Source organism: Amycolatopsis sp. WAC 01416, from assembly GCF_003947485.1.
Taxonomy (GTDB): Bacteria; Actinomycetota; Actinomycetes; order Mycobacteriales; family Pseudonocardiaceae; genus Amycolatopsis.
In genome coordinates this window covers 1-24,474 of the sequence record NZ_QHHX01000019.1, presented here as the reverse complement: position 1 = coordinate 24,474, position 24,474 = coordinate 1, and the positions used below count along the sequence as shown (strand labels likewise).

The 24,474-nt window shown below is 65.5% G+C and carries 20 protein-coding genes and 2 pseudogenes; 11 read left to right on the top strand and 11 right to left on the bottom strand.

Annotated features, from left to right (window positions below; translation table 11 throughout):
- Positions 1–27: 27 nt before the first annotated feature.
- The 3 genes from DL990_RS40825 to DL990_RS40815 are packed head-to-tail and all read left to right on the top strand — an operon-like array spanning position 28 to position 4,989.
- Positions 28–1,206 carry a lipopolysaccharide assembly protein LapB gene (locus tag DL990_RS40825; RefSeq protein ID WP_158632705.1) on the top strand — a complete coding sequence of 393 codons (1,179 nt, stop codon included), beginning with the start codon at positions 28–30 and terminating at the stop codon, positions 1,204–1,206.
- A complete protein-coding gene (locus DL990_RS40820; protein WP_158632704.1) occupies positions 1,148–4,423 on the top strand; it encodes a CHAT domain-containing tetratricopeptide repeat protein in 3,276 nt (1,091 codons plus the stop codon). Before DL990_RS40825 ends, DL990_RS40820 begins: the two co-directional genes overlap by 59 nt.
- The gene (locus DL990_RS40815) at positions 4,420–4,989 is read left to right on the top strand and encodes a hypothetical protein (RefSeq protein ID WP_125788035.1); all 570 of its coding nucleotides are present in this window, start codon (positions 4,420–4,422) and stop codon (positions 4,987–4,989) included. Before DL990_RS40820 ends, DL990_RS40815 begins: the two co-directional genes overlap by 4 nt.
- 207 nt (positions 4,990–5,196) lie before the next feature.
- Here DL990_RS40815 and DL990_RS40810 read toward each other — a convergent pair whose 3' ends face one another.
- Positions 5,197–5,673 carry a hypothetical protein gene (locus DL990_RS40810; protein ID WP_125801851.1) on the bottom strand — a complete coding sequence of 159 codons (477 nt, stop codon included), beginning with the start codon at positions 5,671–5,673 and terminating at the stop codon, positions 5,197–5,199.
- Positions 5,674–7,000: 1,327 nt separating this feature from the next.
- Here DL990_RS40810 and DL990_RS40805 point away from each other — a divergent pair.
- The 4 genes from DL990_RS40805 (at position 7,001) to DL990_RS40795 (ending at position 8,959) form a co-directional block, all read left to right on the top strand.
- Positions 7,001–7,498, top strand: coding sequence for a hypothetical protein (locus tag DL990_RS40805; protein WP_125801850.1), 498 nt, complete (start codon positions 7,001–7,003; stop codon positions 7,496–7,498).
- A gap of 126 nt (positions 7,499–7,624) precedes the next feature.
- On the top strand, positions 7,625–7,798 hold the full coding sequence (locus DL990_RS41380) for a hypothetical protein (protein ID WP_158632703.1): 174 nt from the start codon (positions 7,625–7,627) through the stop codon (positions 7,796–7,798).
- 79 nt (positions 7,799–7,877) lie between these two features.
- Positions 7,878–8,408, top strand: coding sequence for a hypothetical protein (locus DL990_RS40800; RefSeq protein ID WP_125801849.1), 531 nt, complete (start codon positions 7,878–7,880; stop codon positions 8,406–8,408).
- Positions 8,409–8,719: 311 nt separating this feature from the next.
- Complete coding sequence (locus tag DL990_RS40795) at positions 8,720–8,959, top strand: hypothetical protein (RefSeq protein ID WP_125788031.1); 240 nt, start codon at positions 8,720–8,722, stop codon at positions 8,957–8,959.
- Positions 8,960–9,053: 94 nt separating this feature from the next.
- Here DL990_RS40795 and DL990_RS40790 read toward each other — a convergent pair whose 3' ends face one another.
- Positions 9,054–9,791, bottom strand: a complete 738-nt coding sequence (locus tag DL990_RS40790) for a hypothetical protein (RefSeq protein WP_125801848.1) — start codon at positions 9,789–9,791, stop codon at positions 9,054–9,056.
- A 1,138-nt stretch (positions 9,792–10,929) separates the two neighbouring features.
- On the opposite strand from DL990_RS40790, the gene DL990_RS42080 reads away from it, so the two are divergent.
- On the top strand, positions 10,930–11,529 hold the full coding sequence (locus tag DL990_RS42080) for a carbonic anhydrase (RefSeq protein WP_370308418.1): 600 nt from the start codon (positions 10,930–10,932) through the stop codon (positions 11,527–11,529).
- On the opposite strand, the gene DL990_RS40780 is transcribed toward DL990_RS42080, so the two are convergent.
- The 3 genes from DL990_RS40780 to DL990_RS40770 are packed head-to-tail and all read right to left on the bottom strand — an operon-like array spanning position 11,413 to position 16,182.
- On the bottom strand, positions 11,413–12,366 hold the full coding sequence (locus DL990_RS40780) for a hypothetical protein (protein WP_125801847.1): 954 nt from the start codon (positions 12,364–12,366) through the stop codon (positions 11,413–11,415). The two genes, DL990_RS42080 and DL990_RS40780, sit on opposite strands and share 117 nt — an antisense overlap.
- Positions 12,367–12,370: 4 nt before the next feature.
- Positions 12,371–12,901: a hypothetical protein gene (locus tag DL990_RS40775; protein ID WP_125788028.1), complete on the bottom strand. Its 531-nt coding sequence runs from the start codon at positions 12,899–12,901 to the stop codon at positions 12,371–12,373.
- Positions 12,902–12,936: 35 nt separating this feature from the next.
- Entirely contained in the window at positions 12,937–16,182 is a 3,246-nt protein-coding gene (locus DL990_RS40770; protein WP_125801846.1) for a CHAT domain-containing protein, read from the bottom strand.
- A 94-nt stretch (positions 16,183–16,276) separates the two neighbouring features.
- On the opposite strand from DL990_RS40770, the gene DL990_RS40765 reads away from it, so the two are divergent.
- The gene (locus DL990_RS40765) at positions 16,277–18,109 is read left to right on the top strand and encodes a hypothetical protein (RefSeq protein ID WP_125788026.1); all 1,833 of its coding nucleotides are present in this window, start codon (positions 16,277–16,279) and stop codon (positions 18,107–18,109) included.
- Positions 18,110–18,183: 74 nt separating this feature from the next.
- On the opposite strand, the pseudogene DL990_RS40760 reads toward DL990_RS40765, so the two are convergent.
- The 3 genes and pseudogenes from DL990_RS40760 to DL990_RS40750 form a co-directional block, all read right to left on the bottom strand.
- Positions 18,184–18,573, bottom strand: a pseudogene (locus DL990_RS40760) (SAM-dependent methyltransferase); the annotation flags it as partial.
- 226 nt (positions 18,574–18,799) lie between these two features.
- Positions 18,800–19,330, bottom strand: a complete 531-nt coding sequence (locus tag DL990_RS40755; RefSeq protein WP_125788024.1) for an RICIN domain-containing protein — start codon at positions 19,328–19,330, stop codon at positions 18,800–18,802.
- 435 nt (positions 19,331–19,765) lie between these two features.
- Positions 19,766–19,990, bottom strand: a pseudogene (locus DL990_RS40750) (DUF4913 domain-containing protein); the annotation flags it as partial.
- Positions 19,991–20,031: 41 nt separating this feature from the next.
- Between DL990_RS40750 and DL990_RS41375 the strand changes: the two are divergent.
- Positions 20,032–20,196, top strand: coding sequence for a hypothetical protein (locus DL990_RS41375; RefSeq protein WP_158632702.1), 165 nt, complete (start codon positions 20,032–20,034; stop codon positions 20,194–20,196).
- Between the two features lie 520 nt (positions 20,197–20,716).
- On the opposite strand, the gene DL990_RS40745 is transcribed toward DL990_RS41375, so the two are convergent.
- Both DL990_RS40745 and DL990_RS40740 read right to left on the bottom strand, forming a co-directional pair.
- Positions 20,717–21,112, bottom strand: a complete 396-nt coding sequence (locus DL990_RS40745; protein WP_125788022.1) for a hypothetical protein — start codon at positions 21,110–21,112, stop codon at positions 20,717–20,719.
- Complete coding sequence (locus DL990_RS40740) at positions 21,105–22,409, bottom strand: pre-toxin TG domain-containing protein (protein ID WP_125801844.1); 1,305 nt, start codon at positions 22,407–22,409, stop codon at positions 21,105–21,107. The genes DL990_RS40745 and DL990_RS40740 overlap by 8 nt, the downstream gene beginning before the upstream one ends.
- Positions 22,410–22,732: 323 nt before the next feature.
- On the opposite strand from DL990_RS40740, the gene DL990_RS40735 reads away from it, so the two are divergent.
- The gene (locus tag DL990_RS40735; protein ID WP_125801843.1) at positions 22,733–23,230 is read left to right on the top strand and encodes a hypothetical protein; all 498 of its coding nucleotides are present in this window, start codon (positions 22,733–22,735) and stop codon (positions 23,228–23,230) included.
- A gap of 503 nt (positions 23,231–23,733) precedes the next feature.
- On the opposite strand, the gene DL990_RS41640 is transcribed toward DL990_RS40735, so the two are convergent.
- On the bottom strand, positions 23,734–24,231 hold the full coding sequence (locus DL990_RS41640) for a hypothetical protein (RefSeq protein ID WP_233620716.1): 498 nt from the start codon (positions 24,229–24,231) through the stop codon (positions 23,734–23,736).
- Positions 24,232–24,474 lie beyond the last annotated feature (243 nt).

Below are 24,474 nucleotides of genomic sequence, written 5' to 3'. Positions count from 1 at the left end.
CCTACGATTCGACAACGGGGCGTTTCTATGATGCGTGAGCCGCGACTCGACTTACAGTGGCTCTTAGACGATCACGACCAAAGCGGGGACTCTCCAGCCCTGCTGGATCAATTGGAGCGCGCCACCCCCGAAGAAGCCGAGCGAGGCCTGGCGGTGTTGGCCGCGAGGGCTGCGGATGGCTCCGCCACTGCCACGCACCTGTACGCGACCGGGCTGGTTACGGTCGGACGGGTCGACGAGGCTATCCCGGTGCTGCGCGAGGCCATCGCGAGAGCGCCGGAGCGGGTGGAGTTCCGCCTGAATCTCGCGGCCGCCTACGTCCGAGTCGGCGCGGTCGATCTCGCCGCAACGACGCTGGACGCGGCGATCGCAGCAGCCGAGGCCGGGCAGCTGCGACTCGCCGATGCCGACCGCCATCAGATACGTGTGGCCGTTCAGCGCAGGCGAGATGAGCTCACCGCCTGGATCGCCTGGCGGGATGAGGATTATCGGATGCTGCGGATGCGTGCCGATATGCTCAGGGAACGGACCAGGCTTGGCGAGGCGGCGACCGCCGACCGGGTGCAGCTGGCGAACGCGTTGCTGACGCTGCGCAAAGCCGCCGACATCGAGGACACGTTGGCCGAGGCTACCGGCGTTCTGGAAGCCGCCTACGCGATCGAGCCCGGGAACGTGGGCGTGCTGGAAAGGCTCCTCTATGTGTACGGGGTGACGCACGACGAGCGTTTCGATGAAGTGCTGCGGCGGTTGGAGCAGGCCGACCCAAACTCACGAGTGCTGCGCGAGTTCACGAGGAGCGGCCGAGACGCGGACGATGTAGAGCTGGCCGCGACGTTGCGGACAAGGACCACCGAGCTCTTTAAGACCGCTGTGGACCTGGAGCAAAGGCCGGAGGCGGACGCCGCGATGGTCGGGCTGCGGGAGATACTGAAGTCGTTCCCGGCCAATCGTGAGTATCTCGGCATGCTGATGTTCGCCGAGCACATTCATGGCGAATCCGTGCGGGCGTCGGCGATTGCCGAGAAGTTGGAGGCGAGCCGGGACCTGACTCACTCTGAGCACTTCAACATGGCCCAGGTGTTCTGGTCTCATGACCAGCCACGCGGAGAGCGACACCTGTTGGCCGCCTACGATAAGGCCGCCGACGATGGCGAGCGCCGTGACGTCGATGAGCTCCGTGCACTTCTGGCACAGTGGCGGCGCTGACGTGGCCGAGTCACGGGAGGCTGCGCTGCTCCGCGTTCTGCTGTCGGCGCGCAGCCTTGACGAACTGGACCCGTTGATCCGTACGGCGATGCCCTTCGACGCACGCGGCCTGCTTCAGGACCTCTCCGCACGCGAGCAGGCTGCACTCATCGCCGGGCGCACAGCGGAGACGGCCTATGTGGCTTACCTGCGGCCGTTGATCGAAGAGGTGCTGAGCGACTACCGGCTGATTCCTTCTGATGACGTGTCGATCGACGGGTTTGAACCCTGGCTCGATCACGCTCTGGCACTGCCCTCGCTGTTCAGCATGTTCCTCGCGGCCAGGCGATGTCGGAGTGTGTTGGGCGCCGATGCGTTTGGTCGAGCACGAGAAGCGATCCTCGGAACTGGTTGGCAACCGGCGACGGACCAGCATGTTACCGCTCTGGTAGCGGTCGCCTTTGCGGTGGGCGGCTCCTGGGATCGCGTGATCGCGAGACTGTTCTGGGCGATCCGGTGCGGCAAAACGGGTCGTCCTGATCGCGCATGGCGTCACGTTAGTAAGGCACGTGCTGAACTGGAGTCAGTAGTCGATGACATTGGCGACGATGAACGACAGTTCGCCTACTTCCTGCTCGGGGGCTCTGCGCAAGCCTGCCGGCAGTTGGACCTGGCGATCGACGCCTATCAGACGGCCCTGGCCGGCGAACCGGAGAAGCCCAATCCGGCCACCCGGATAGCGCTGGCGACCTGCCTCGCTGACACGGGACGTGGCGAGGAGGCCACGACCGTGTTGAGCGAGATTGATTTCGCTTCTTCAGCTCCAGAGCCCGAGGTGGGTCTCCATATGCGTGCAGTAAATCTGCGCGCTGAGTTGCATGAGGAGAGCGAAGAGTACGATCTGGCACTGAGCGATCACGAGACTGTGATTGCGATGGCCCGGTATCTCGGCGACCGGCGTAGCGAGTTCCGCGCCCGCGTATCGGTCACGCGCCTGCTGAGCCAGGCGGGGCGCCATCGCGACGCGGTTCACGCGGCGGGCAACAACCTAGTCCAGGCCAGAACGTGGTCCGATCATCTGTCGCTAGCGTCCGCCCACAACAACCTCGGCGCCGCCCTTCTCGCCAAGGGGGACAAAGCTGCGGCTCGCGAACAGTACCGGGCGGCTCTCGAATGCCGCACCGGCGCGGACGGCCCGACTTTCAGCGAAGCGGTCACCCACTTCGGGCTCGGGGACACTGAACTGGACGATGAAGAAAGCGCGAATCTGTTCCACCGCGTCGGCTTCATGCACGCGGAACACGCGACCGACACGCTCACCGCCCTCACCCACTACCTCCCCAAGGTGCGGCGACCGGACAACACACTCCCGGAGGACGTCTATCGAGGCTTACTGCAGCCCGCGTTAGGGCGCGCCATCAGAGAGGGGAACTGGCCTGCGTACACCCTGCTGACGGATCTATTCGCCGACCATCTCGCGGCGACTGGTCAGTGTGACGTCGCGATCGGCGTCCGGCGTGAGGTGCTGGGGAACTGGGAGTCGAGGGGGTCGCGGCAGGCCGGCATGATCGAGTGCCGGACCAAGCTCGCCGAGCTGCTGGTTGCTGCGCCGGAGAGCCGTCAGGAGGCTTTCGACCTGCTGTGGAAATCTAGGACCCTGATTCTTGAGAAGGTCGGGCAGGCGCTCGTCGAGCAGCGACACAGCGACATCCTGGGAGCGCACATCCGGGTCTACGACTTACTCATTCAGCTCTTGGTGCACACCGACACACGGCTGGAGCTGCCTGATGCTCGACGTCGTAACGAGCTCGCGTTCGACCTCCACGAAGAGGCTAAGTCCCGGAGCTTCCTCATCGGGATGTCACGACATCCGCCCCACACCGGCGAACCGCTTCCGATCGATCTTCTGGAGCATGAGGCCGAGCTGATCCTTGCCGAACGTCGGCTTCAACGGTCGCAATGGACGGCTGGAGCGCGCAGACGTGGCGAGCGTCTCGCCCGGCTGGCCGAAGTACGCGCTGAGCTGTCGGCAATCTGGGAACGGCTGCGGCCCCTGGCCCCTGAGTACGTGCGGGTGAGGCAGGCGCTCCCGACTGATCTGCATCAAGTCAGAGAGCTGCTGGGCCAACATGCGCCAGCCGGTGGCATGGCCCTGGTCTCGTACTTCGTCGGCCGGGACGAAACGACCTGCTTCATCTTGCGATCTGACGACGAAGAACTGCGGGTCTGCCGCGTTTCGCTGACTGAGGCGAAGTTGGGCGCCGTGGCAGAGCGGTTGCGTGTGACCTTCAACGGTGACCCTGAGTCCTTTCCGCCGGTTGCGCCCCTGCGCGGAAGACATCCGCATCGTCGCAGCATCGCGTTTCTGGACGACATCGGGCCGGAGCTGCTGTCGTTCACAGCGCATACCGCGGGCCTGCCCCTCGTCTATCTCGCGCCCCACGGTCCTGTTCACCTGCTACCGCTGCACGCCCTGCCCGTTGCCGACCAGACCCGCCTGGTCGAGGTCGCGGCCACCGTCTACTGCCCCAGCCTGAGTTCACTGCCTGCTGTCCTGGCCCGGCGCCAGAGCGACGACGCGCAGCAAGGCGAAGCCTTTGTCGCCGGCGTCGCCGCGCGCGAGGACCTCGTCCCGGAGAACTTCGAACGCGACCAGGACCTCCTGACCGTCGAGGGTCGACCGCCGCGCTCGGTTGTCGGCATCGATGCCACGCCCAGCACGGTGCTTGCCGGAATTGCCAACGCCCGGATCGCGCATCTGACCTGCCACGGCTCCATCGATCGCTCGGAGCCGCTGGAATCCGGTCTGCTCCTCGCTCATGACGGCGTCCGGCCGAGTAATGATCCCCGCCGATCCGGGCTTGAACAGCGACGTGGCCATGTCCTGTCCGTGGGTGAGCTGGCGGACATCGAGACGTCGCTGCGCTTGCTGGTGCTGCGTGCGTGCTCGGCGGGCAGCCTCGCACGCGAGAACAGTGGCGACGAGTTCAGCGGCCTGGTACGCACCTTCCTCCAGAGTGGCGTATCGGCAGTCATCGCACCTACCTGGAACGTCGACCAGGAGAGCTCTCGGTGGTTCCTCGCAGAGCTCTACGACGGGTGGCGCATGCATCCCACGATGCCACTGTGGTTACTGTTCCATCGGACACAGCTGCGGATGCTTCGCGGTGAGTCCGATCCTTGGACGACCCACCCTTATCACTGGGCACCCTTTGTACTGGTAGGAGATTGGCGATGACAGTTACCCCTGTCGGCGAGCTCGATGACCGGGCTGTTCTGCTTTCGATCCAGTACCTTGCGGAGGATCTCCGTTCCGAGTTCCCAGAGGTGGTCCGGACTCCGGCCGAAGCCCGACTTGTCTTGTCCTCGCTGCTGGCGCAGTCTGGAATCGCTGACGTGGATCCGGAGCAAGTGCTGCCGACCGAGGATGACGCACTGCCTGCCGCGCGGCGGGCGCTCGAAGGGGCAAATGCGGATCCGGACACCCACAACCGTGTCGAGCAGCTCTTGTCCGACCCCCCGCAGTACGAGCAGATGGGCGTCGAGTCTGCGTTGGGGGCCGCGGCCGTTCTTGCGTTCTTGATCTCGTGGCTGCAAACGAAGATCGAGTTCCGGATCCACCGCAAGGACAGCAAGACGGAGGTCGAGTTCTCGATCAGCCGAGAGCCCGCGGACAACCGAGTCCTTCGCGACTTCGCCGACGTCTTTCGCGGAATCCTTGGAATCTCAACCTCGTCGACTCCGATCGATGCGGGGCAGTCCGACGATGAACAGGATGCGATCGCTGGTCGTGTGGAGGAGTGAGGGGAACGGCTCGCGGAACGCGCTACGTCAGGAGTCCTCAGAACCGCTGAGCCGGCTCGACTGAAGGGTCCCGTCGCGCGGCGCTCAATACGATCGCCAAGGGAAGCCGCCCCAGGTCGCTCGACCAGATCAAGCTCGCCAGAACAGCGACGCGTACCATAATGCGAATACGACGCCGAATAGTTCGCTATAACCTAGGTACACGACCTAGCCCTTCGGCGAGGTTCCGTCGCACATCGTGTAGAAGACGGCCTCGACGAACGCCCTTTGCGCCTCCGGGGCCGTTGCCCACTCCGGGGTGTGCGTGACGATGTCCGGGATCCTCCGGCCGTCCCGCGTGCCTTCCTTCGCCCCGTAGTACGGGCACACATACGGCGCCGCGCTCCGGCCGGCGTTGAGCGCGGCGAACGACGCTGGGTACTTCACCTGGTGATCGTCGAGGTAGATCAGGAACCCGCGCACGTCTGGGTCGGCGACCATGAGCGGCGGCACGATGCCCTGATCGTTGGAGACGACCTGGACACTCGGCGCGGTGAACTCCGGCGCCGAACTCGCGGTGGCTGACGCAGTCTCTGATGGCGCCGGTGACGGCGTGAAGATCTGGATCCCTCCGACGATCGCGGCCGCGAGTACCACCACGGCGGCTCCGACGATGGTCGCCGTGCCCACGCGTCCTTGCGCCATTCCCACTCCCCCATCGTCGCCCCCTTGGTCCATGTCGCCTCAGCGGACTGGCCTGTTACCCGAGGGCAGGTGGCAACGGATGGGCACGATCGTGCGCGTGCCGACCGAACACGGCTCACCTGGCCGCCGCCCGCCTCGTACCATGACACATGCGCTACTGCTGAGCGTCGGCAAGCGGTCCGGTGGCGCGACTCGGCGGCCTCGACAAGGTCGAACCACCGCGAAGACCTAGGAGCGACCGCCCGGCGATCGCTCGGGTGTGGCCGATGACCTGGTCGGCGAGCGGCTCGAACACCCGACAGGACAGCACTGCAGATTCCTGTTTCCCAACGAGAGCAGAATAGGGAATCCGCATTTCCCCGCACAGCGACCCTGCCGGCATGCAAAACCTTGACAGCACAACTTCGCGATTGGTAGACAAGTCACGGTGATTCTCACATCGAGGGGGTTGACGAGACACTATTAGTTCGACTTATTCGAACTGCGCATTCGGCGCGAGCACGGCTGTTGCGGAAATCGTAGCGCGGATCGCCCGTATGCCTATATTCACTCGAATCGCTTCGGACCATCAAGCACCAAGGAGGCCTCGGGCGGTACGACCGCGCGGCACGGCGACGGCCGTCCGTGTATGGCGCCTGTTGAAGTTGCGGGCCGCGCGCGGGGCGGATGGCCGTTCGACTAGGCGACCCTTGAAGTATGTTGCCGTCGCTCGCGTAACACATTCGCGGACGAATCTGCACATTTATACGTGTGGCCATGAATACGAGCCAAGTGGTCGACTGATCGACCGCCCGGGCGCGCGGCATCACAAGACTGCCTTAATCCGGTCCATAGACACAGGTCAAGCGTGACGCCGCCAGCGTTTTACAACTTCGACCAGAAGGGACATTCGTGTGACTAAACAGTATCGGTCACGAAGATTCTTCTCGCTGATCGCAGCGATATCGGCAATCGGAGCCGTCTTGAGCGGCACTGCGGCATCCGCTGACACGACCGGCGCGAGGACGAGCTTCGGTGAGGTACGGCAGAGTGCGAGTCAGGCGGCGCCGGAGTGTGCGAACCTGCAGATCGGCACCGGTCGGCGTGGGACTGTTGCCTGTCTGACGAGTCCCGAGAGTCTTCCCGATCAGACGCGGCGGAGGGAGGCGTTACAGCGGCAGCTGGCCGCGCCTGCCGCGGTGGTGTGCACCGCGAAGGACCAGTTGTTCTTCAACCGGACCGAGTCCTGCCTGTTCGAGGAGGTCGCTTACAAGCTCATCGACCTGCAGACCGGCAAAGAGGCCGGTTTCGGGGACATGGGGCCGTCCGGTCCCTGGTCACTTTGGACGTGCGGACCAGGACGTGGACACAGCGGATCAATGCGACCGTGATGATCGCGGAAGGCGCCGTCAAACTGGGAACCGTCGCCTACGCGACCGCGACGTGCTCGAGCGGGTGCACCACCACAGCGTCGGCGACCAAGAGTCTGCCGTTCAACGTCGCTGTGGACTTCGACTACCAGGTCACGTCGGCAGGCTCCAACCTGGAACAGCTGAAAGTGTTGCCCGTCTTCACCTTCCAGTCGGTGTCGCCCTCGATTGGTGGGCCGTTGCGTGAGGAGATCGGCACGGCCGTCGACGTGCGCTGCGACAGCACCCCGAACGTCGGGCCCAACACCGGCGGATGCGTGTATGCCCAGTTCACCCCGACCTACGACGTGTCGACCTTGAACAACGACACCGCCCAGGTCGCCTGGCACATCCAGTGGGCACAACGCAACCTCGCCGGCAAGTGGGGCAGGAAGGGTTCGGGCCCGAGCTCACACGCACCATGGACAGTGCGTTGATCACCGCCAACAGGAACGCCGCCTGCCCGGCGAGCATCCCGCGCCCGGTAGGGAAATCGTGCGACGAATACCCCCTTCGCCAGCACCTACCAGGGAGGTTCGCTCAACCCGGATCACTCCTGCTACATGGTGCCCGCGACCCAGAACAGCCTCGAGGGCAGCCGCTACCGCCGCCCCTGGTACACCGCCAACCGCGTGCTGGACAAAGACAAGTTCTGGGTGAACGTGGTCCTTCCCGCCGGCATCACCGACCAGGAAATCGCCGAGAAGACACAAGCGTTCTTGAAGTGCCCGGCATAACCTAGCCATCCAACTCGATGGGGTGAGGCCGCACCGCGGCCTCACCCCAGTCACGGTCCCGCACAAGGAATAGAGACCGATGCCTGCCACGATGCTCGCCCACACCACCGGCACCCTGACCATCGAGGACAACACCTTCTCCCTCGGAGACCGCAACGATCCGCAGAGCCCGCTCTACCACGTCGGCGCCCTGCCCTTCCCTCACGTCACAGGACTCCTAGCCACTGCCCCAGGTTTCGTCGCGGTCACCTGCGGCGTCCACCTCGGCGACATCACCATCACCACCGAGACCTGGGACGGACCTCCCGAACCCGACCTCGCTTCCTGGGAGGACGTCGCCGAAGTCTCGGTCACCTGGTCCATCGCCGAAATCGCCGTCTGCGGAACCGAAGCCGATGGCGCCATCGACATACCCATCACCCTGCCACCAGCCGCGAACGGCAGCTTCCGCGTCCGGGACTCCGTGCGCCACCGCGACGCCGGCGAAGACCGCAGCCCAAACGACCCGCAGGAACACCACCTGATCCAAATCTGGCCGGAAACACCACGCCAGGACGAACTCCTGAAAGCCACCGACAACACCGGCACACTCTGGCGAACGCACAGCTGACGGCGGCGCCCGGCGTGGCCTGCACCTGGACCTCGACCCCGACATAGACAGCCCACGTCCCACCTGATTCGCGCTGGTGCTGGCAGGTCCGGGTTCGCAGCCAATATGCGGAGCGTCACGTTCATCCACCGCGGGAAGCGCGATCGTCGATGCCGCGGCGGCACGGCGCCGGGCGGCCGCCTTGGCGCCACCTCTCCCCGGGGTCCAGTCGACGCCGAAGGCGTCCGCCGGACGGCCCGGGCCGTCCGGCGAACCAGCAGGCGTGCATACACTCGCCGCGCTCACCCCCGGCGATCAGGGTCAAGGCCGGCGTGTACGTGGTGAAGGCGGCGCTCGCCGGGATCGAAGGCGCGAAGGACTTCTTCATCACCGGCCTGGTCGGGTTTGTCCCTCACGACCGCGCCATAGCCATCACAGTGCCAATCATTTTCACCGTAGTCCTGTGCTTTGACCAGGGTTGGCCGACGCCGCAGGGTGCGTCGGCGAGCCGGACGGAACGCCACAGCCGCCTGTCCTCCGATCCGATCCGCCGGATAGTCATCACGTCATAACTGACGCCAGAACCGTAGAAGCACCTGCGACGCCACTGCCGCCCTCGTTCCTCGAACGCGAGCGTGTCCAGGCAAGGGGGCTGCGGCGAGTCGCCTACATCATTCCTCGGGCGCGTTCCACTGCACTGTCTAGCATCGCGATCACATCTTGCAGCCCAGACGCATTACTGGCTGCCCGATCCAGTATTGCCGCGCTATCACGAAGATGCGATAGGTCACGTGCCGCCATATATAGTTGTGAAGCACTGTCCGGAAGGTGGATGAGATCATGCGCCGCAGCGCCAAGCATATTGACTGCGTCTGGATCGAGGACCGATCCAGACCTGCGAAGCTCCCTTATCTCGTCATTCAACTCGCGAATCAGGGCAGCCGCTTCAGCGTCGGTCTTTTCAAGGCGGTTCAAAGTTGCGCGAATGTCGCGGTTCTGCTCATCAACCGCCTCAGCTATTCGGTCGACTAGCTCATCTTCGTCTATGTCTCGCAAGCCCCGCAGGCCGTCGTAAAGTCCAAATTCACGCTCATTTTTCCACTCTTCAAGAACTTTGATCGTGAATCGTGCACCAGCTCCAGACTCGTCGATCGTGTCATGATGCGGCTTGCAGAGGAAGAGCAGATTCTCGAAGGCGTCGACCGTCGCCTTCGATATACCGGAAACGTACCGTTCCGCTGCCACCTCATCTGATCGAATGTGCGCAATTTGTAGGTTCATTCGATATCGATCTTCGACTTTCCGGAGCAGCGGCTCCGTGCAGCCGGGACCCCAGTAGCACCTGCCCTGTCCGAACAAAATAAGCGCGGCGCGGTCGCCAACTGTGTAGTTGCGTGGCGGCATGACTTACCCTCCCTGAATGTGCGGTCACTCAGGTAATACACCTGAACACCGACAGTTCGGCCGCAGTGGGCGAGCCAGCTCAGCACACATCACTCGATCGGCCTAGCGTCCTTTGGTGGCACAGGTACAGGCACGCGAACGTCAAGCTTCACGATGTCGCCACTGTGATCGTGTCCGCTGGAGCGCCCGTGGAACCCTTGGGCGTCGGGCAGGAGGTCTCGCAGCAGCGGCTTCGGGAGGTGCGCCTTCGCGTGCCCAGCACAGGTTTCGGTCAGTAACTGCCGCTGCTCGGCTTGAACATCTTGCAGCAGCCTCAGGCCGCCGAAGCGACCGCCCAATGGCAAGCAATGCGAGACCGCGACCCAGCAGGCTAAACAAGCGTGCGACCGGGCGATGGCGGACACGCAGGCCCTAACGCGGGCCAACGCCGAACGAGGAGACCCCTTTCGAGCGCGGCGGCGTGCTTGGGCGCGTAAAGCCCTCAACGATCGACTATCGCGCCTCCTAGCCCAATCCCCCACTATTCCGTACACCCCCACCCGCTCAGCTTTGGTACCGCAAGCTACGAACGTCTAAGGCGCACCCATCTAGGCAAACAGCGCCTGTGGCGTTCGCTTTGGAGAGAGCCAGCAGATCACAACACTTCCACCAACGGGATTTCGCAATCACACGCCACCTCTTCACATTTCGAACACCACAGAAAAAAATGCGTTTACCGATGAACAACTAATGCCAGCGCAGATCCAAACGACCACGTCGTACGTTTCATCGACAAGCGACCTTAAGCATGCACGGAACTACTCCCGACGGATACGCGGCGAGATACTTTTCGTTTCGATGCTTACACGAGAAGCTCACGTCAAGATCGACAGCACGTCGATGCGATCTATGAACACGACTAAGGGTTCACAACCTCGAACTTGAGCACGAAATCCTCGAAAGGTTTCGAACCACTAGACCATCGAGGCTACTGACACCACCCAACAGCAAGTGGATCGGGTTTCCTGATTATATTCGTCCCGCTATAGCGATTAGCGCTACGCGGCACACAAGTCGCGCACGGTACCGTCGTTCCCGCTGCAGCAGAGTCATTGTCACGAACAATTAAGATGGTCGTTCTCGCGCATGCCTATACGGCATCAGCATCCTCGACTGCCCGCTGGTCGTCGTCCTCGGCCACGACTCCTGCGGCGCCGTCGCCGCGACCCGCGAGGCGCTGACCGACGGGCTCGGCACCAACGGCTTCGTCCGCGACGTCATCGAACGGGTCACCCCGAGCGTCCTCGCCGCCCGCGCCGCCGGGCTCACCAGCAACGACGACATCATCGACGAGCACATCCGCCACACCGTCGACCTGCTGGTCGACCGCTCCCGGCTGCTCTCCGAGCAGCCGGGAGGACCGCCGTGGTCGGGCTGTCCTACCACCTGTCCGACGGCAACGCGCGCATCGTCACCATCCGCGGAATCGACACGGCGGCCGGTAAGAGCTGATCACACATTCGAGGTCGACTTGTTCGACAACGCCCTCCACGCTCCACTGCCGATTACGGTGAACGGACCGTACCGACACGCCGCTCGGGGCCGCCGAACTCGAAGTCGTGCGGTTGCGCGGCCAGGTAGGTCACCGGAGCCACACCACCAACAACCCACTCCCGATGAGCAGGAACCACGCGAGCACGCTCAGGGAAACGGATGGCAGCGCCTTCACCGCAGGACGATCGTCGGACTTGGGCAATAGCGGTGTGCCGAGCGGGATGTTCCGGTGCCAGAACTGATTCAGCCGCGCCCACTGTTCGTCACCGTCCATACCGAGGCGATCGAGGAGTTCGTGGCGGTAGAGGTCGAACGCGACGCGCACCTGGTCGCCGTACAGGCGGGCTGGCGCCAGCGCCCCGCGGTAGGTGGCCCAGGCGAGCGCAGCAGCGCTCCAGTAGCAGGTGAGGAACAGCCAGGGCGGCCCGCCGGTGACCGCGAGCCATCCTCCCGCCGCCACTGCGAAGAACGCCGCGTGTGCGGAGATCATCACTTGGAATTCGAGTTCTGCGCGGGCGGAGGCCAGGGAGGCCGTGAGCTTGTCCGGTAGCAAGGGGAACAGGCGCGGCCAGGTCAGCACGGCGTCGGCACCGTAGCGGTCGGCCGGGTAGCTTTCGGCGGCGCGCAGGATGTTGCCCAGCCGGGTCGGCAGAACGTCGGCCGGGTCGACCGGGTAGTCGGCCGCGCCGCGTTCGAATCCGAGCCGCCGGGCGCGCCTGCGGTGGCGGTGCCTGCCGGGCAGCAGCAGGATGTGCCCCAGACGCCCCGGCCACAGTCCTTCGTAGCATCGGGTGATCGTCTGCGCCGCCCCGGATACGATGGCGGCGATCAGCACGGCGACGACCACGACACCGGTTCCTGCCAACACTTTGATCGTGCCATCGAGTGCGTTCCACGCGCGCAAGGCCGTGGCCGGGTCGGTGAGTGTGCCGGCGACGACCGTCCCGAGCAGGCCGAGAGTGATCAGGGTCGGCAGCAGCGCGTTTAGCAGGAAGCGCCGGTCGAGCAGACCGGTGGTCTCCCGCACGACATCGGTGAGCACCGGGTCACCCGTCCAGCTCGAGTTCATGCGGTGCACGGTCGGGGTTGGCGCACCGCGGCGGCCTGCGCGGGTTCCAATGCTCGAGGACGTTGCGATAGCCGCAGTGCGAGCACGCGACGTGCGCTGCCGCGAGCCGCACCCGGCCCGGCAGCGCTCCGTCGGACGAGGCGCCGGCCGGACCCATCTCGTTGCCAGGCAAGGGATGCGCGCCGGATGCGAGGTAGTCCGTCACTCGCGCCACCGGGAGCAGCCCTACTGGAGTGCCGTCACGTGTCAGCACGAGTCGGGTGATTCCGAGCAGCAGCAAGGTGACCGCGGAAGAGTCGGCGAACTGCGCGAAGGTCTGGTCCGCGTGGACCTCGACCGCGGGCGGTAGCGCCCGCCACGACGCCAGCGTCTCCGCGTCGGCGTATGCTAGTTCCTGCGCGGTCACGGTGCCCAGCACAGTGCCCTCATCGTCGACCACCACTCCGTCACCCTTCAGCACGGCACGTGCTTCGGCCGGAGTCAGCTCGGCTGCCAGGACCGTGAACACTTGGTCACCATGCTCGGCGACCCGATCCCCGGGCTTCACTGCCAGTCCCCGATCAGCACGAACCCGGCCCAGTGGCGGGGATGGGCATAGATCCTCCTGAGGTAGTCGGGCTGTACAGCGGTGCCGCGGGAGGCCAGGGTGGCCCTGGCGTGGGCGGTGCACAGCCCGCGATCGTCGCCGCTCGCCGAATCGAGCAGTGTCGCATATATTTCGGCCGCCGTGACGAAATCGCCCGCATGGAACCTGATGTCGGCCACGCTCCGCGCGACTGTCCGCTCGCCGCCGCCGACCATGGTGCAGTACTCGATCACGCCTTCACAGGTCGACGTGCGCACCGCGAGCTGTGCTGTCCGCAAGGCCTCGGCCTTTCCGTCGCCTTCCCTCCGTGCCAGGTAGAACGAGTACATCAACAGACCGGTGGCCACCTCGTCCACCGGCCACAGGCTGACCAGAACGGCCGACGCACCCGCGTAGATCAAGGCTCTGGGCAGGCCGAACAGCTCGTCGCCTTGACGACGGTGCGTGACGCCGCTTTGGCAGGCGCTGAGCGTGACCAGGTCAGCCGGTAGCCGGATCCCGAGGATCTTCTCGGCGGTCAGTGCGCCATCGGCGCCCTGGTTCGCAAGTAGCACACGGGATTGCGCGGGCCTCTCGGCATCGAACTCGCCGTGACAGGCGATGTGGAGCACCGAGACCTCCTCCTGCACCGTGGCCCTCAGCCGGGAAATCGAAGCCTGCTCGCCGACAACCCGTTCGGCATCTCCCAACAGTGAGGCGATCAACCGGCTCTGGGCCCGCGAATGCGCCAACGGCCGATCCACGAGGGAATCCGCCAGCACGACCGACCTGCCGGCGTCCGGCCGCCGTTTTGCCTGGCAATAGCGCATCACCGCGGCCGACGGGGTGTAGCAGGTCGGATTCCGTTCGGCCAGTGGCACGCCGCCGACCTCGATCGCGTGCAACGGCACACCGTGCAGCTGGTCATGCGGGACCACCCAGATCACTTGCCCCGGTTCACTGTGCTGGACCAGCGGAGCCACAAGCGGGTTCAGTGACTTCCACTGGTCCGGTTCCGCGGAACGGACGTCGTCGAACGCGGAGTCCACGATCCGGGTGAGGGCGTCCCGGCGCATCGGCACGCGCACCACGGTGGGCTCGGTGGCACCGGATCCGACCAGCAGCAACACGACGGCGTCCTCGGTGACGTGGTACTCGGCCAGCAAAGCCTGCCCCAGCAACGGACCGAGTTCGGTGAACGTGAGTGGATCACCCCGGCGCAGCTGGACATACTCCGCACCGGACATCCCGGTGTCGGTCATGTCCTGCCAGGTGACGTTCAGCCGGGTGCGAGCGGCGCGCACGGCGCCCAGCGCGGCGACGCGCTGACCTGCCGTCTTCATCGCGGCGCGCTGGCGCTCGATCTCGGCCATGTCGTCACGTTCGCGTCGCACGAGCCGGCCTGGCAGGTGTTCGGCGCGGAAAGACGTACTGCCGAGTTGCTCCAGCAACAGCTGCGAACGGGACCGCTCCGCCAGGTCGAACGCTGCAATGGACGGCTGCGGCTGCCCGGACGCGTCCGCCGCCGCAGTGAGTAAGCCGATCTGATGGGAGTGCAGGATCTCGAACCAGCCGTTGACCTGGAGGCGCAGTTGCTCGTCGATGACCTCGTCACGGAAGCGCTCCTGCTGCCGGAGCGCCTCGTTGAGCGTCTCGAACGCCGCGCGAGGATCGGTCGGAGTCTGCATCCTGGCCAGCTCCGCCAGGACGCCCATCGCGATGAGCTGCTGGGAGTTGCGCTCCAGGATCACCGCGGCCGCTCGCAACTTCTGAGCACCCTCCTCACGCCTTCCCCGGCGAAACAACTTGGTGCCCTGATCGATCATCCGTTGAGCCGGGCCCGTCCCCGGCAAGCGGTTTCGGGAGATTTCGTGTTCCTCCGCCGGCGCGCCTGGCGGAGCGGCGGAGACGAGAGGCAGCCACGGAGGGAAGGGCAGACGCGGATTCCCGGGCAGCCCGGCCTGCATGGCCATCTGCGAGTACCGCTGGTCATCGCCAAGGTCATGGGCATTCGCACCCGCCCACCGTCGGACAGGTGCGACGAGATGGGTATCGGCGGCGATCGCCGCTCGTTCGGCCGTGGCCTCGGCACGGCGGTCCAACCGTTCGGCCAGCAGCCGGGCGCGGAACAGCCGAGCCAATGCGGCGATCGCGGGCAGCCCGGCCTCGTCATAACCGGTCGCGGCGGCGCGGTACCCGTCGGCGGCGGCGTCCCAGTCCGCCTCGGCTTCCCGTATCTGGCTACGGGAGAACGCGCAGTGGGCCCATGCTCGTGCGACATCGTCCGAGGCGAGATGCGGCTGCGCGATGGTGATCAGCTGCTCCGCGGTGGTCAGCCGGTGCTTTCCGGCGGCGATGGCGTGTGAGTTCGGCGGCCATTGCGTCTGCCGGAAGTCCCCACGCAGGTCGTAGACGGCTAGGTCGGCCATGGTGTGTGGAAGCGCCAGCCCGGTTGGTTCCCGCACCTCATCGTGAAGCCACGCTTCGGCGGAACGGGGGTCGTGATCGCGGAACCGCCGCGCTGACTCGACCCTGGACCACCACAGCACCCAGTCGTCCGTGCCGAGGTGCACGGCCAACGTCCCCATGGCCGTCAATGAGACCGCGATCGATGCCAGCCCTTGAGCGGTCGACGGGTACAGAAGGAACGAATAGGCCAGGACCGTGCCATTTGCGAGGACGCTGACCGGATGCGCCAGCGACCATGCCTGCGGGATCGGCCAGCGAAGCAGCCGAGTCGACACGATCTGCATGATCACGAACGCACCCCCGGTGAGGAGGATTTCCACCGTCCCGCTAGGCAGCCAGCCGGTGCCGAGGGGCGTGACCGCCACGAGCACGCCCAGGTTTCCCAGCGTCTCCAACGTCAAATGCCAGCGGCGCTCGTAGCGGCTCACCTTGCGGGTGCGGAGTCTGCTCAGTGCGCAGACGACGGTCGCGAGCCCACCTACAACCATGGTCAGCACGTGGTTGCCCGAGCCGCCGGCGGTCACCAGCCCGCCCGCGATGCCCAAGGGGATCCACATCTGTGCCCACGAAATGCCGCGTATCACCCGGTCCAGCAGCGCCAATGGCCTGCCTGGTGCATTCGTCCGACGACCCATCCGTGCTCCGGCTGCGAGCACCAGTGCCAGCGCGACGAACGTCGTCGCCGTCGTGAGTACCCGCGGGTCGAGCAGGGACGGACTTGCGTCCTGTGCCAAGCCTTCGGCGAGAGACGTCACCGCATTGTCACCTCGTTTCGCATCAAACCATCATCTCGGTCGGGGATCGCGATCACAATGAAATGTCCGGTCGCGCGATGACGAGGAGTTCGACTTGGAAGCCCAGATCGCCCTCGGCAACCCTTCGGTGATCGCGTATGTCCTGCTGGGCGTCGCGAGCCTGGCGCTGGCACTGTCCCGGTTGCAAGACGTAGTCGGCTCCAGCGGACGTGGCCGTGCGCTCTACCTACTCGATCTGACGGTCGCCGTCGCGTTCCTGTTCTTCGCTGGGCGATTCAGTGTTCTGGTGGCGACGGTGCCCCCTGACCTGACCCTGGTCGTGGTGGCGGCCGGGTTGGCCGCCGGGCTGACGGGCATGGCCACCACGGGCTTCGTCGCGCTCGTGATGGTCACTATCGGCGGCAACGGAGCCCAGCTGCTCGTCTGGTTCGTCACGCCACTGCTGGTCGGCGCGGCGTTACGTAACGTCCGGCTCGTACCGGAGCGGCCACCGTCGACCGGTCGTGGGCTGCCGGAGGATTTCGAGCGATGGGTCATGCGGCCGAACGCACGCGATCTGCTTTGGAGCCTCGCCGCGAGATCTACGTGCGTCCTCCCGCTGGTGTTCGTGTTCCTCGTGCCGGGAGATACGGACCTGAGAGCGCGGATCTTCGGCGCCGTCGTGTTGTGGGTGACGCTCCTGGCCGCCGATCGGGCCCGGATGCCTCTGCTGATCAGCCACCGCAGAGCCGCGCGGACGATCGACGTGAGCCTGTTCCTGGTACTGCTGGCGGTCGCCGCCGGCCCAGGTGGAGAGTTGATCTCGCAGTGGTGGGCGGCGCACGTGGCCGACGCCCAGTGGTACGTGATGCTGGCTGGGGCCGGGGTCATGATCCTCAACGACGCCGTCGGTCCACGGTTCGACCGATGGCGGATCTCCTGGTTGCTGGTGCGGGCCAAGCGGTTCCTCATCGGGCTACCGCAGGTCGCGCTTGTTTGCTCAGCTCTGCCGTTCCTCATCGCGGGGGTGTTCCACCCGGCGCAGGGACCATTGGAGTCGGCGTTGGTCGCCTTGCTCCTCGGGCTCGCGTACGCGCTCTGGTCGGGGCGAAACGGTGACGGCTTCAACCGCCAGATCGCCGACGCCTGGATCCTGGCGCATGCTTCTCCCCGGGAGCGTAAGTTGCTGCTCGCCGGCTGGCGGACCGACAACTTCTACCGCCGGGCCAGGCGATTCCGGCCGTGGGCCTACACGAACTTGCCGCGGATCGCCGGGGTGCTGGCGCATCTGGGAGCCGAGTCCGCTCACGCGACCACGGCCGTGTCCATGACGCTGCCGTGGGGTGAACAGGTCCGGCTCGATCACAGCCTCAGCCACAAATTCCTCGGCCTGGCGGAACAGGCGCTGGACGGGGTGGACAAGACCTTTCCCGCGCAAATGACCACGCCGGGCACGGTCGGGCACCGAATCCAGCAGATCGCCCGCGCGGACCTGTCCGTGCGGCGCTCCACGGTCGCGCAGTACCTCGACGACTTCGAAGGCGCTATCGCAGCCTCGCGTCAGGCCGCCGATCAGTACCTCGCGGCCACGGCACCGGCGCACGCGGCCGCCACGATCATCTTCACCGCGAACAGACTGTCCGCTGTCGGGCAGCACGAGGCCGCCGCCGAGTTACTCACGGAAGTCCCCGACGACCTACCGCCCCCTGTCCGACGGCTCCTGCTTGCCGTGCGCGCCGCAGCCGCGCAACGGGCGGGCCGGGCCGCCGCCGCCCGCAGCCTGCTCGCCGCCGCGAGAGCCATCCCCGACCGCAGACTCTCCGCATTCCGCAAGGTTTTCCTGATGGAACGGGTGAAATTTCCCTCCTACGGGGAGGGTGCGCACAAGACATTGGAGGCAACTGAGCGCGAACTCGACCGAAAGCTCGGCGCGGTCACCACACAGTGACGCATACGGCGACGACCCAAACCAGCACGCGGTGCACGCTGCGGTGATGGATCGAGTACGCCGACGCCCATGCCTTATGGTTTGCTAGCGACGACCCCGGCAATGCATTGCTCGACTTCATTGAGGGGAGTGAGTTTCGGCCCGTCCGGCCACCATTGATCGCATAGTTCCAGACCGGGTTTCTCGCTGGGACCGGGCGGTACGATCTTGAGACCTTCGACAAAGGCCAGAATCTCGCTCGCCGTGCGAAACCGGCCTGAGCCCATCGGGCTGTGAATGAATAGCTCCTCCATATTCCGAGCGAGCAGGCTCAACCCGGGCGTCTCTGGATCGAAGAAGTGCGCGATGACGACGAACGAGCCGCTGGGCAGCGCTTCGATATACTCGCGCATCAGATCTGCGCCGTTGTCGGCTGTGTAGTGGTGCAGGGTACCTGCCTGCAGCAGCGCCAACGGCCGCACGAAGTCGAGGGTGCTCGTGGGTCAACTCGTTGGCGAGGATCTGCGCGGGCTGGAAGACGTCCTCGGCAACGAAGTGGTGTTTCGGGTTGTTGTCAAGGATGGATCGCCCATTGTCGAGCACCGCGTGATCGTTGTCGATGTCCTGAACGCGCTCTGCCGTTGGAAGATCACCACCGAGCAGAGCTGCGGCGAGATGTCGCCGCAGCCCTCTAGTCCACCGTGTTGCAGGTCAGTTGTAGAACCACCAGTCTTGCTCCGGGCCACCGTTGCACGTCCACTGGATCGCTGTCGCGCCCGGCGTGGTGCTTCGGCCACCGATTGCCAGACATTTACCGCTGTTGTTGTTGCGGATTGGCGACGTTGCGGGACCGCCGACGTACCACAATTGCTCCGGTCCGCCATTGCAGGGCCACAAGATCGCCTTCGCGCCAGGGGTTGTGCTGCGGTTACCGATCGCTAGGCACAATTCGCTGTTGTACTTGATGGGTGACCACGCGTTCCCGTTGACGTACCACGATTGCTCCGCCCCGCCGTTGCAGTGCCACTGAATCGCCGCGACACCGGGAGAGGCATTTCCGCCGCCGATGGCAAGACACTGATCGCTGTTGTCGTTCACGATGCGGATCCAGCCAGCTTGAGCGCTGACGGAGCGCAGTCCCGATGGCGCCGCGGTCGCCGATGAAGCCTGCGCAACAGGCGCTGCTGTCAGCGCCGTCGTCGCGATGGCGGCGAGTACCAGTCTTTGAATCAACCTCTTCATCTTGGGTTCCTTCCAGGCGGAATTGCGATCGCCCCGATGCCCGCCGGACCTGTCGAAGGTCGCCGTGTCGTGACGGCTCCTCGTCGAACGGGTTCAAGCCCGGTGGTTCCCGCAGCGACACACGGGGAAGGCACCCCGGCCCCTCAGCAGCCGGGGTGCCAACCACAGGTTTAGAGCAGCCCGGCTGTCCGGCGCCGGGAACGCGGCACCGGACATCAACCTCCGGACAATCGCTGACTGGTTCAGCGGACGGATGATCTTCGCTGCCACGTTCGCAGCCGACCTTCGGGATCTAGGACCGGCACTGAAGCCGCACCAGCAAGACGACCGGCGAGCACGTTGGGTTGAAAAGGCGTCTGGCGGATGCCGCACGAACGACACTTCGGCGACCTGTGCGGCTTGTCCCGATCAAGAACTTGTCGGTGCCGCGTTCTCTCAGCTGAGGTCGAACGGGTTGCTGGTTTGCAGCCACTTCGACCGGTGGTCGTAGAAAAAGCCGTCCGGCGGGTCGTCGAGCGGCAGCGGCTCATCGGGTTGGTGACCGTCGACGCATTGGGCGAACGGGCCAGTGACCGGGTCCATCAGCGCTCGCACATGCGGGTCGACATGGTGCAGCCACCAGTTCGACATCCCCAACGCGGGTTCGAACCGCTGGAACTCCCAGGAACGGTGTCCGCGATCGGCAGGTCAACCTCTTCGTCGTGAAGGGGAGCCGTGAGGACTTCCCGACTCGCCAGGACGTGGTGCGGAACACGGTGCCGGTGATGCATCGAGTCGTGGAAGTGCTCGGGCTGCCGGAATCGGCCGGACACATGCTTGTGCTGACACCGGAAGTGATCGCGAGACTTGCGGATGAAGAAGCCTGAGCAGCGTTGCGACACCTCTCGAGAACCGCAAGCGGAGGTCGCGGTAGGCCGACCCGAACTCGTTGTGGGGGCAAGACGTGACCGAGCTAGTCGCGGTGGCAAATCTGCTGGCCGTCCTGGAGAGTCACGAAATCGGACCCCGGGTGTAGGGTCTCGCCGCTCGTGACGTGTCGATCTCGGGCGGCCTGGGCGTTCTCCGTTGTCTCACGGTGACGTCACCATGATCAGTCTCAGACTCGTGGCACTTCCTCGGCTGAGATGGCCATGCCCGAGCACCAGTCGGACCCCTCGCCGCTGCGGGCTCACCATCCGGAGCCGTGATCGCGACGACGGGTCCGGCACGTCGGTCTTGCTCGCTGGGGCACGATATCGGGGCTGCTTCCCGTGCTGCTGATGCCACCGGCCGCCATTGTCGCGATTCCGCTACCAGCGACTCGGCTGTGACCGGAGCGGCGCATGACCCCGAATGGGCTCTGGTCAGGCCCGGTTGCGCCATACCAGGTTGCGCGCACAATGACGCTTATTGGGCCCGCTGGTCTCCTTTCGGGGTGTTCGACAGCCAGCACAGGCTCCCCTGAGGTGACCAATCGACTGCCTGGCAGTCGCGGACGACCCGCTCCACAGTGTCCTCGATGGACGACGTCCACGGCTCAAACCCCGTCTCGCCGATGTCTCCCACGATCATCAGGCCTTCGCGGAGCAGGTAGTCGAGCACGGTGGCGAAGAATCCAGCGAAGCGGTCGCTGTCCTCGGGGACGACCTGGATGGCGTTCCAGATCAGGGTGTCGACCGGGACCCAGTCGTCGAGAGCCCTGTCGAGTGTCGGCGCCACGGCTCGTTCGATCTCGAACAGTTCCGGAGTGGGGGCCACGGCCAGTTCGATCTCACGCAGTTCCCGCGCCCGCGGGTCATCCATCGAGATGCACCCTCAATGCATTCTTGCCGCTTGGGAAGATGTCGATTGTCTCGCCACCCGTCTTGGACGTCTGGCGCCACTGCATCGTCGTGCCGTCTTGCAGCGTGAACACATCGGGAATCTTATCCCCCCGGCCCGGAAGCCGCTGCGCACCTGCGGTCCAGTGGTCGAACAGTGTCCGCAGGTCGGCGACGGTCGACACAGTTTTGACGCCACTGTTCTTGCCTTGGGGCAGCGCGTCGAACGAAGCACGCCAACCTTTGGCACCGTTTTTCGCCGCGAGTTCGATCGCGCGCGAGACCTTGGTCGCTCGTTCTGCGGCGAGGAGCTTCTTCAGTGCGCCACCGGCCACCGGGACAGCGGCCATGCCGTAGAGGGCGCGTTCGAAACCATCGAGTTCCTGCTGGGTGAACGCGTCCTTCCCGACGATTGCCTCGACCGCGCTCTTCATGCTGCCGACCCCGGGAATGAAGTCCGTCACCGTCGACAGGACCGCCGCGACGTCCGGGTTGAGCGAGCCCGACTGAGTCGGGTGGCCGAAGGCTTCGTCGAAGTCGAACTTGATGCCCTTCAGTGACAACCCGCCCACCGGCATCCACGGCGTGGAGGTGAACTTGTCCAGGGTCCGGTTCGCCTCGGCGAGGATCTTGTTCGCCGACTCCAGATCACGCTTGGCTCCGGCGAAATCGCAGTCGGCTTTGGCCATACCGGCGCGGATCTGGATGGCACTCTCGTTCAGCTGAGCCGCGGCCAGCGCGATACCCGCCGCGGTGGCTTCCAAGCCGCGATTGTTGGCTTCCAGCGCGGCCACGTCGACGTGGATGTCCAGCTCCGGGAACGCTTTGACCTGCTCAATGGCGCCCTTGGCGATCGCGACCAGCTTGGGCAGCGACTTCACCACCACCGTCGTCGCGACCGCCGTGTCGCGCACCTGCTGCAATGACTCGTCGAGCTGGTCGAGGGCCTGGTCCACCTGGGCGGCGTCTCCGGAGTCGATCGCCTTGCCGACCGTCTCCAAGGTCTCAGTGGCCTGCTCGAGCGCGTGCCCAGCGACCTGATCGATGCCCTGGCGCAGGTGCCCGAGCACCAGGGCGCCCAGTTCGGTGCGGGCGAGCGACTTGCCCACGGCGAGCGCCGCCTTGGCCCGGTCTGCGGCCTTGCACACCGACAGCTCCGGATGCCGGTCGCAGATGCTGGCGGCCTGGGCAGGAGCGGGTATCGCCACTAGCATCGTGACGATCGCGGCGATGAGGCCGACGATGCCCCCTCGACTTATGGCCTGAGCACGAAAACGCACTGTTCTCCTTTGATTCCTGATCAGCGGAGAAGACGGTAAGACACGTCCACGGAAGCCCGGCGGCCAACTGGACGATTTGTGTCGGCGGGCACAAGCATGTAACGGAAGCCAAGCAGCGGACGTTGTGAAAGAAATGCAACAAATCTCACTTGAAGAGCGCTGGACCTGAGCTCGTTCCCCCGCAATGCGAGCAATTGGAGAATGCGTAGCTCGGTCACAGATTTCGCGGGCTTTGTTCCGGCAACGGTCACCTAACCTGACACGCACGTGCCGGGACCAGAATTCATGCGTGCCAGTCGCGACGTCGTGCGTATGCTGGCGCGATGGACGGGTGGACGACGGTGGACTGGTTCGCAGTACCTGGGCCGACCTGGTACCGGCCCGAAGCGGCCGCTGGCGCTGTCCGAGATCTGGCGGCGTCGGTGTCGGCTGACGGTGCCGCCTTGGCGGTTGGCCGGTTGGTCGACGCAGTCGGCAACGACCATCGCGGGACGCTGTACCCGGCCGCCGTCCCGGCTGTGAGTGTGCTGCTCAGGGTTATCCGGGATCTGCCAGGCAAACCACGTATTGAGGCGTTGGGGGTGTTATTGGACTGGTGGGGCTGTTTCGCGCCCGAGCCCGGGTACGCCAGCACCCAGGACGATGATGGGCTGCCTGTTGAGGTGACAGAGGCGGCCGAGCGCCAGATCCGCACCTCGGCAGACGTGTTACGTACCGTCGCCGGCGACTGGTCGGACGGCAGCCCCGCCAGGAAGATGGCCAAGGACTTACTGGCACTGCTGGACGCGGGCAGCTGGTCGGATCTGGCGGCCAACCGCTGACCAGAGCGCAATTCCGCACGTCCGTCAGCAGCGGCATCGCAGTCTCGGGCTCGGTGGGCAAGCCGCCTCGACGGCGTCGCCGTCAGAGAAGCGGGCGCCCGCTGTATCCGGTCCCCGCTGCCGGTCCGGGTACACGGCCGCTACGGCTCAGCGGGGCGCGGCTGGACCGAGTTGGGTTTCGTAGTGCAGCATGATCGCGAACAGGTGCCGGGGAGTTGCACCCGGTCGGCCCGCATTGCGATCGCCACGGCGGTGAGGTTCACCGGGATGGCATCTGCTGCGGCGGCCCGGGTGGCAGCGGTGGCTTGTCGCCCTGGTCGAGCGCGACCCGGGCGGCGGAGACCAGGGCGTGTCTGCGGGGGACGGGCAGCCAGGTGTCGATCTCGGCCACCGCGTTCGAACCCGGGGTCCGCCCCCCGCCCGGCCGACGGCGGCGTAGGCGAGCGCCGTGGCGAAGTCGGCCTCGGCAGTACCGAAGTACTCGACGGCCCGTCTGGCCGAGATCAGCGCTTTCTCCGGCTCGTCGACCTCGGCCATGATCCGCGCCAGCCACAGCTCGAGATCACCACGCGCGGCCACCAACCGCCGCTCCTCCCCTTGGCGCGCCCGGCGGCGGCCAGTAGCTCTTCGGCGATCTCCAGCGCCTGTCCGGCGTCGACCCGCCACGGCCGGATCGCCTGTGGGTCGGTGCGCACCTGGTCAGCCAAGGCACCCGCGGCGTCGGGCAGCGAGAAGTCGGGATCCGGCCGCACCACGCAGTCCTGCACCCAGCCGTCGATCACCTGGGCGCGCGCGACCGGGCTGAGGGAGGCCAGCAGAGCAGGATCGCCGAGCTGGCGATTGACCCGCCCCTTACTGATCCCCTTCCATGCGAAGAACACTGGAGGTACGCGTGCCGGCTTCAGGATCCACCGGATCGTCGAGGCGCCGACCCGGTGTCCGAGCTTGAGCAGCTCACCCTGAATCCTCTTGTAGCCCCAGCCGTGGTTCTCCGTGGCCATCCGTTCGATCAGCCTGGAGATCGAGTCGTCGACCGGTGGCCGGCCGACCCGGCGTGGATAAGTCCACTTCGCGGCTACCAAGCGCCGATGCCAGCGCGGGATCGTGCCCGGAGTGACTAGGGCGTGTCCTGCGGATCTTGTTCATGATCGTGTGCGGACAATGGGTGTGTGGTGGGTCGTGGTGAGCTGACGGATAAGGCGTGGGCGGTGATCGCGCCGTTGCTGCCTGCGGAGACAGGTCAG

Excerpts from the sequence above, each read along its gene's own strand:
- DL990_RS40825 (WP_158632705.1), top strand. The coding sequence starts at position 28 with ATGATGCGTGAGCCGCGACTCGACTTACAGTGGCTCTTAGACGATCAC.
- DL990_RS40820 (WP_158632704.1), top strand. The coding sequence starts at position 1,148 with ATGGCGAGCGCCGTGACGTCGATGAGCTCCGTGCACTTCTGGCACAGT.
- DL990_RS40815 (WP_125788035.1), top strand. The coding sequence starts at position 4,420 with ATGACAGTTACCCCTGTCGGCGAGCTCGATGACCGGGCTGTTCTGCTT.
- DL990_RS40810 (WP_125801851.1), bottom strand. The coding sequence starts at position 5,673 with ATGGCGCAAGGACGCGTGGGCACGGCGACCATCGTCGGAGCCGCCGTG.
- DL990_RS41380 (WP_158632703.1), top strand. The coding sequence starts at position 7,625 with ATGGTGCCCGCGACCCAGAACAGCCTCGAGGGCAGCCGCTACCGCCGC.
- DL990_RS40800 (WP_125801849.1), top strand. The coding sequence starts at position 7,878 with ATGCCTGCCACGATGCTCGCCCACACCACCGGCACCCTGACCATCGAG.
- DL990_RS40790 (WP_125801848.1), bottom strand. The coding sequence starts at position 9,791 with ATGCCGCCACGCAACTACACAGTTGGCGACCGCGCCGCGCTTATTTTG.
- DL990_RS40755 (WP_125788024.1), bottom strand. The coding sequence starts at position 19,330 with ATGAAGAGGTTGATTCAAAGACTGGTACTCGCCGCCATCGCGACGACG.
- DL990_RS40745 (WP_125788022.1), bottom strand. The coding sequence starts at position 21,112 with ATGGATGACCCGCGGGCGCGGGAACTGCGTGAGATCGAACTGGCCGTG.
- DL990_RS40735 (WP_125801843.1), top strand. The coding sequence starts at position 22,733 with ATGGACGGGTGGACGACGGTGGACTGGTTCGCAGTACCTGGGCCGACC.
- DL990_RS41640 (WP_233620716.1), bottom strand. The coding sequence starts at position 24,231 with ATGGCCACGGAGAACCACGGCTGGGGCTACAAGAGGATTCAGGGTGAG.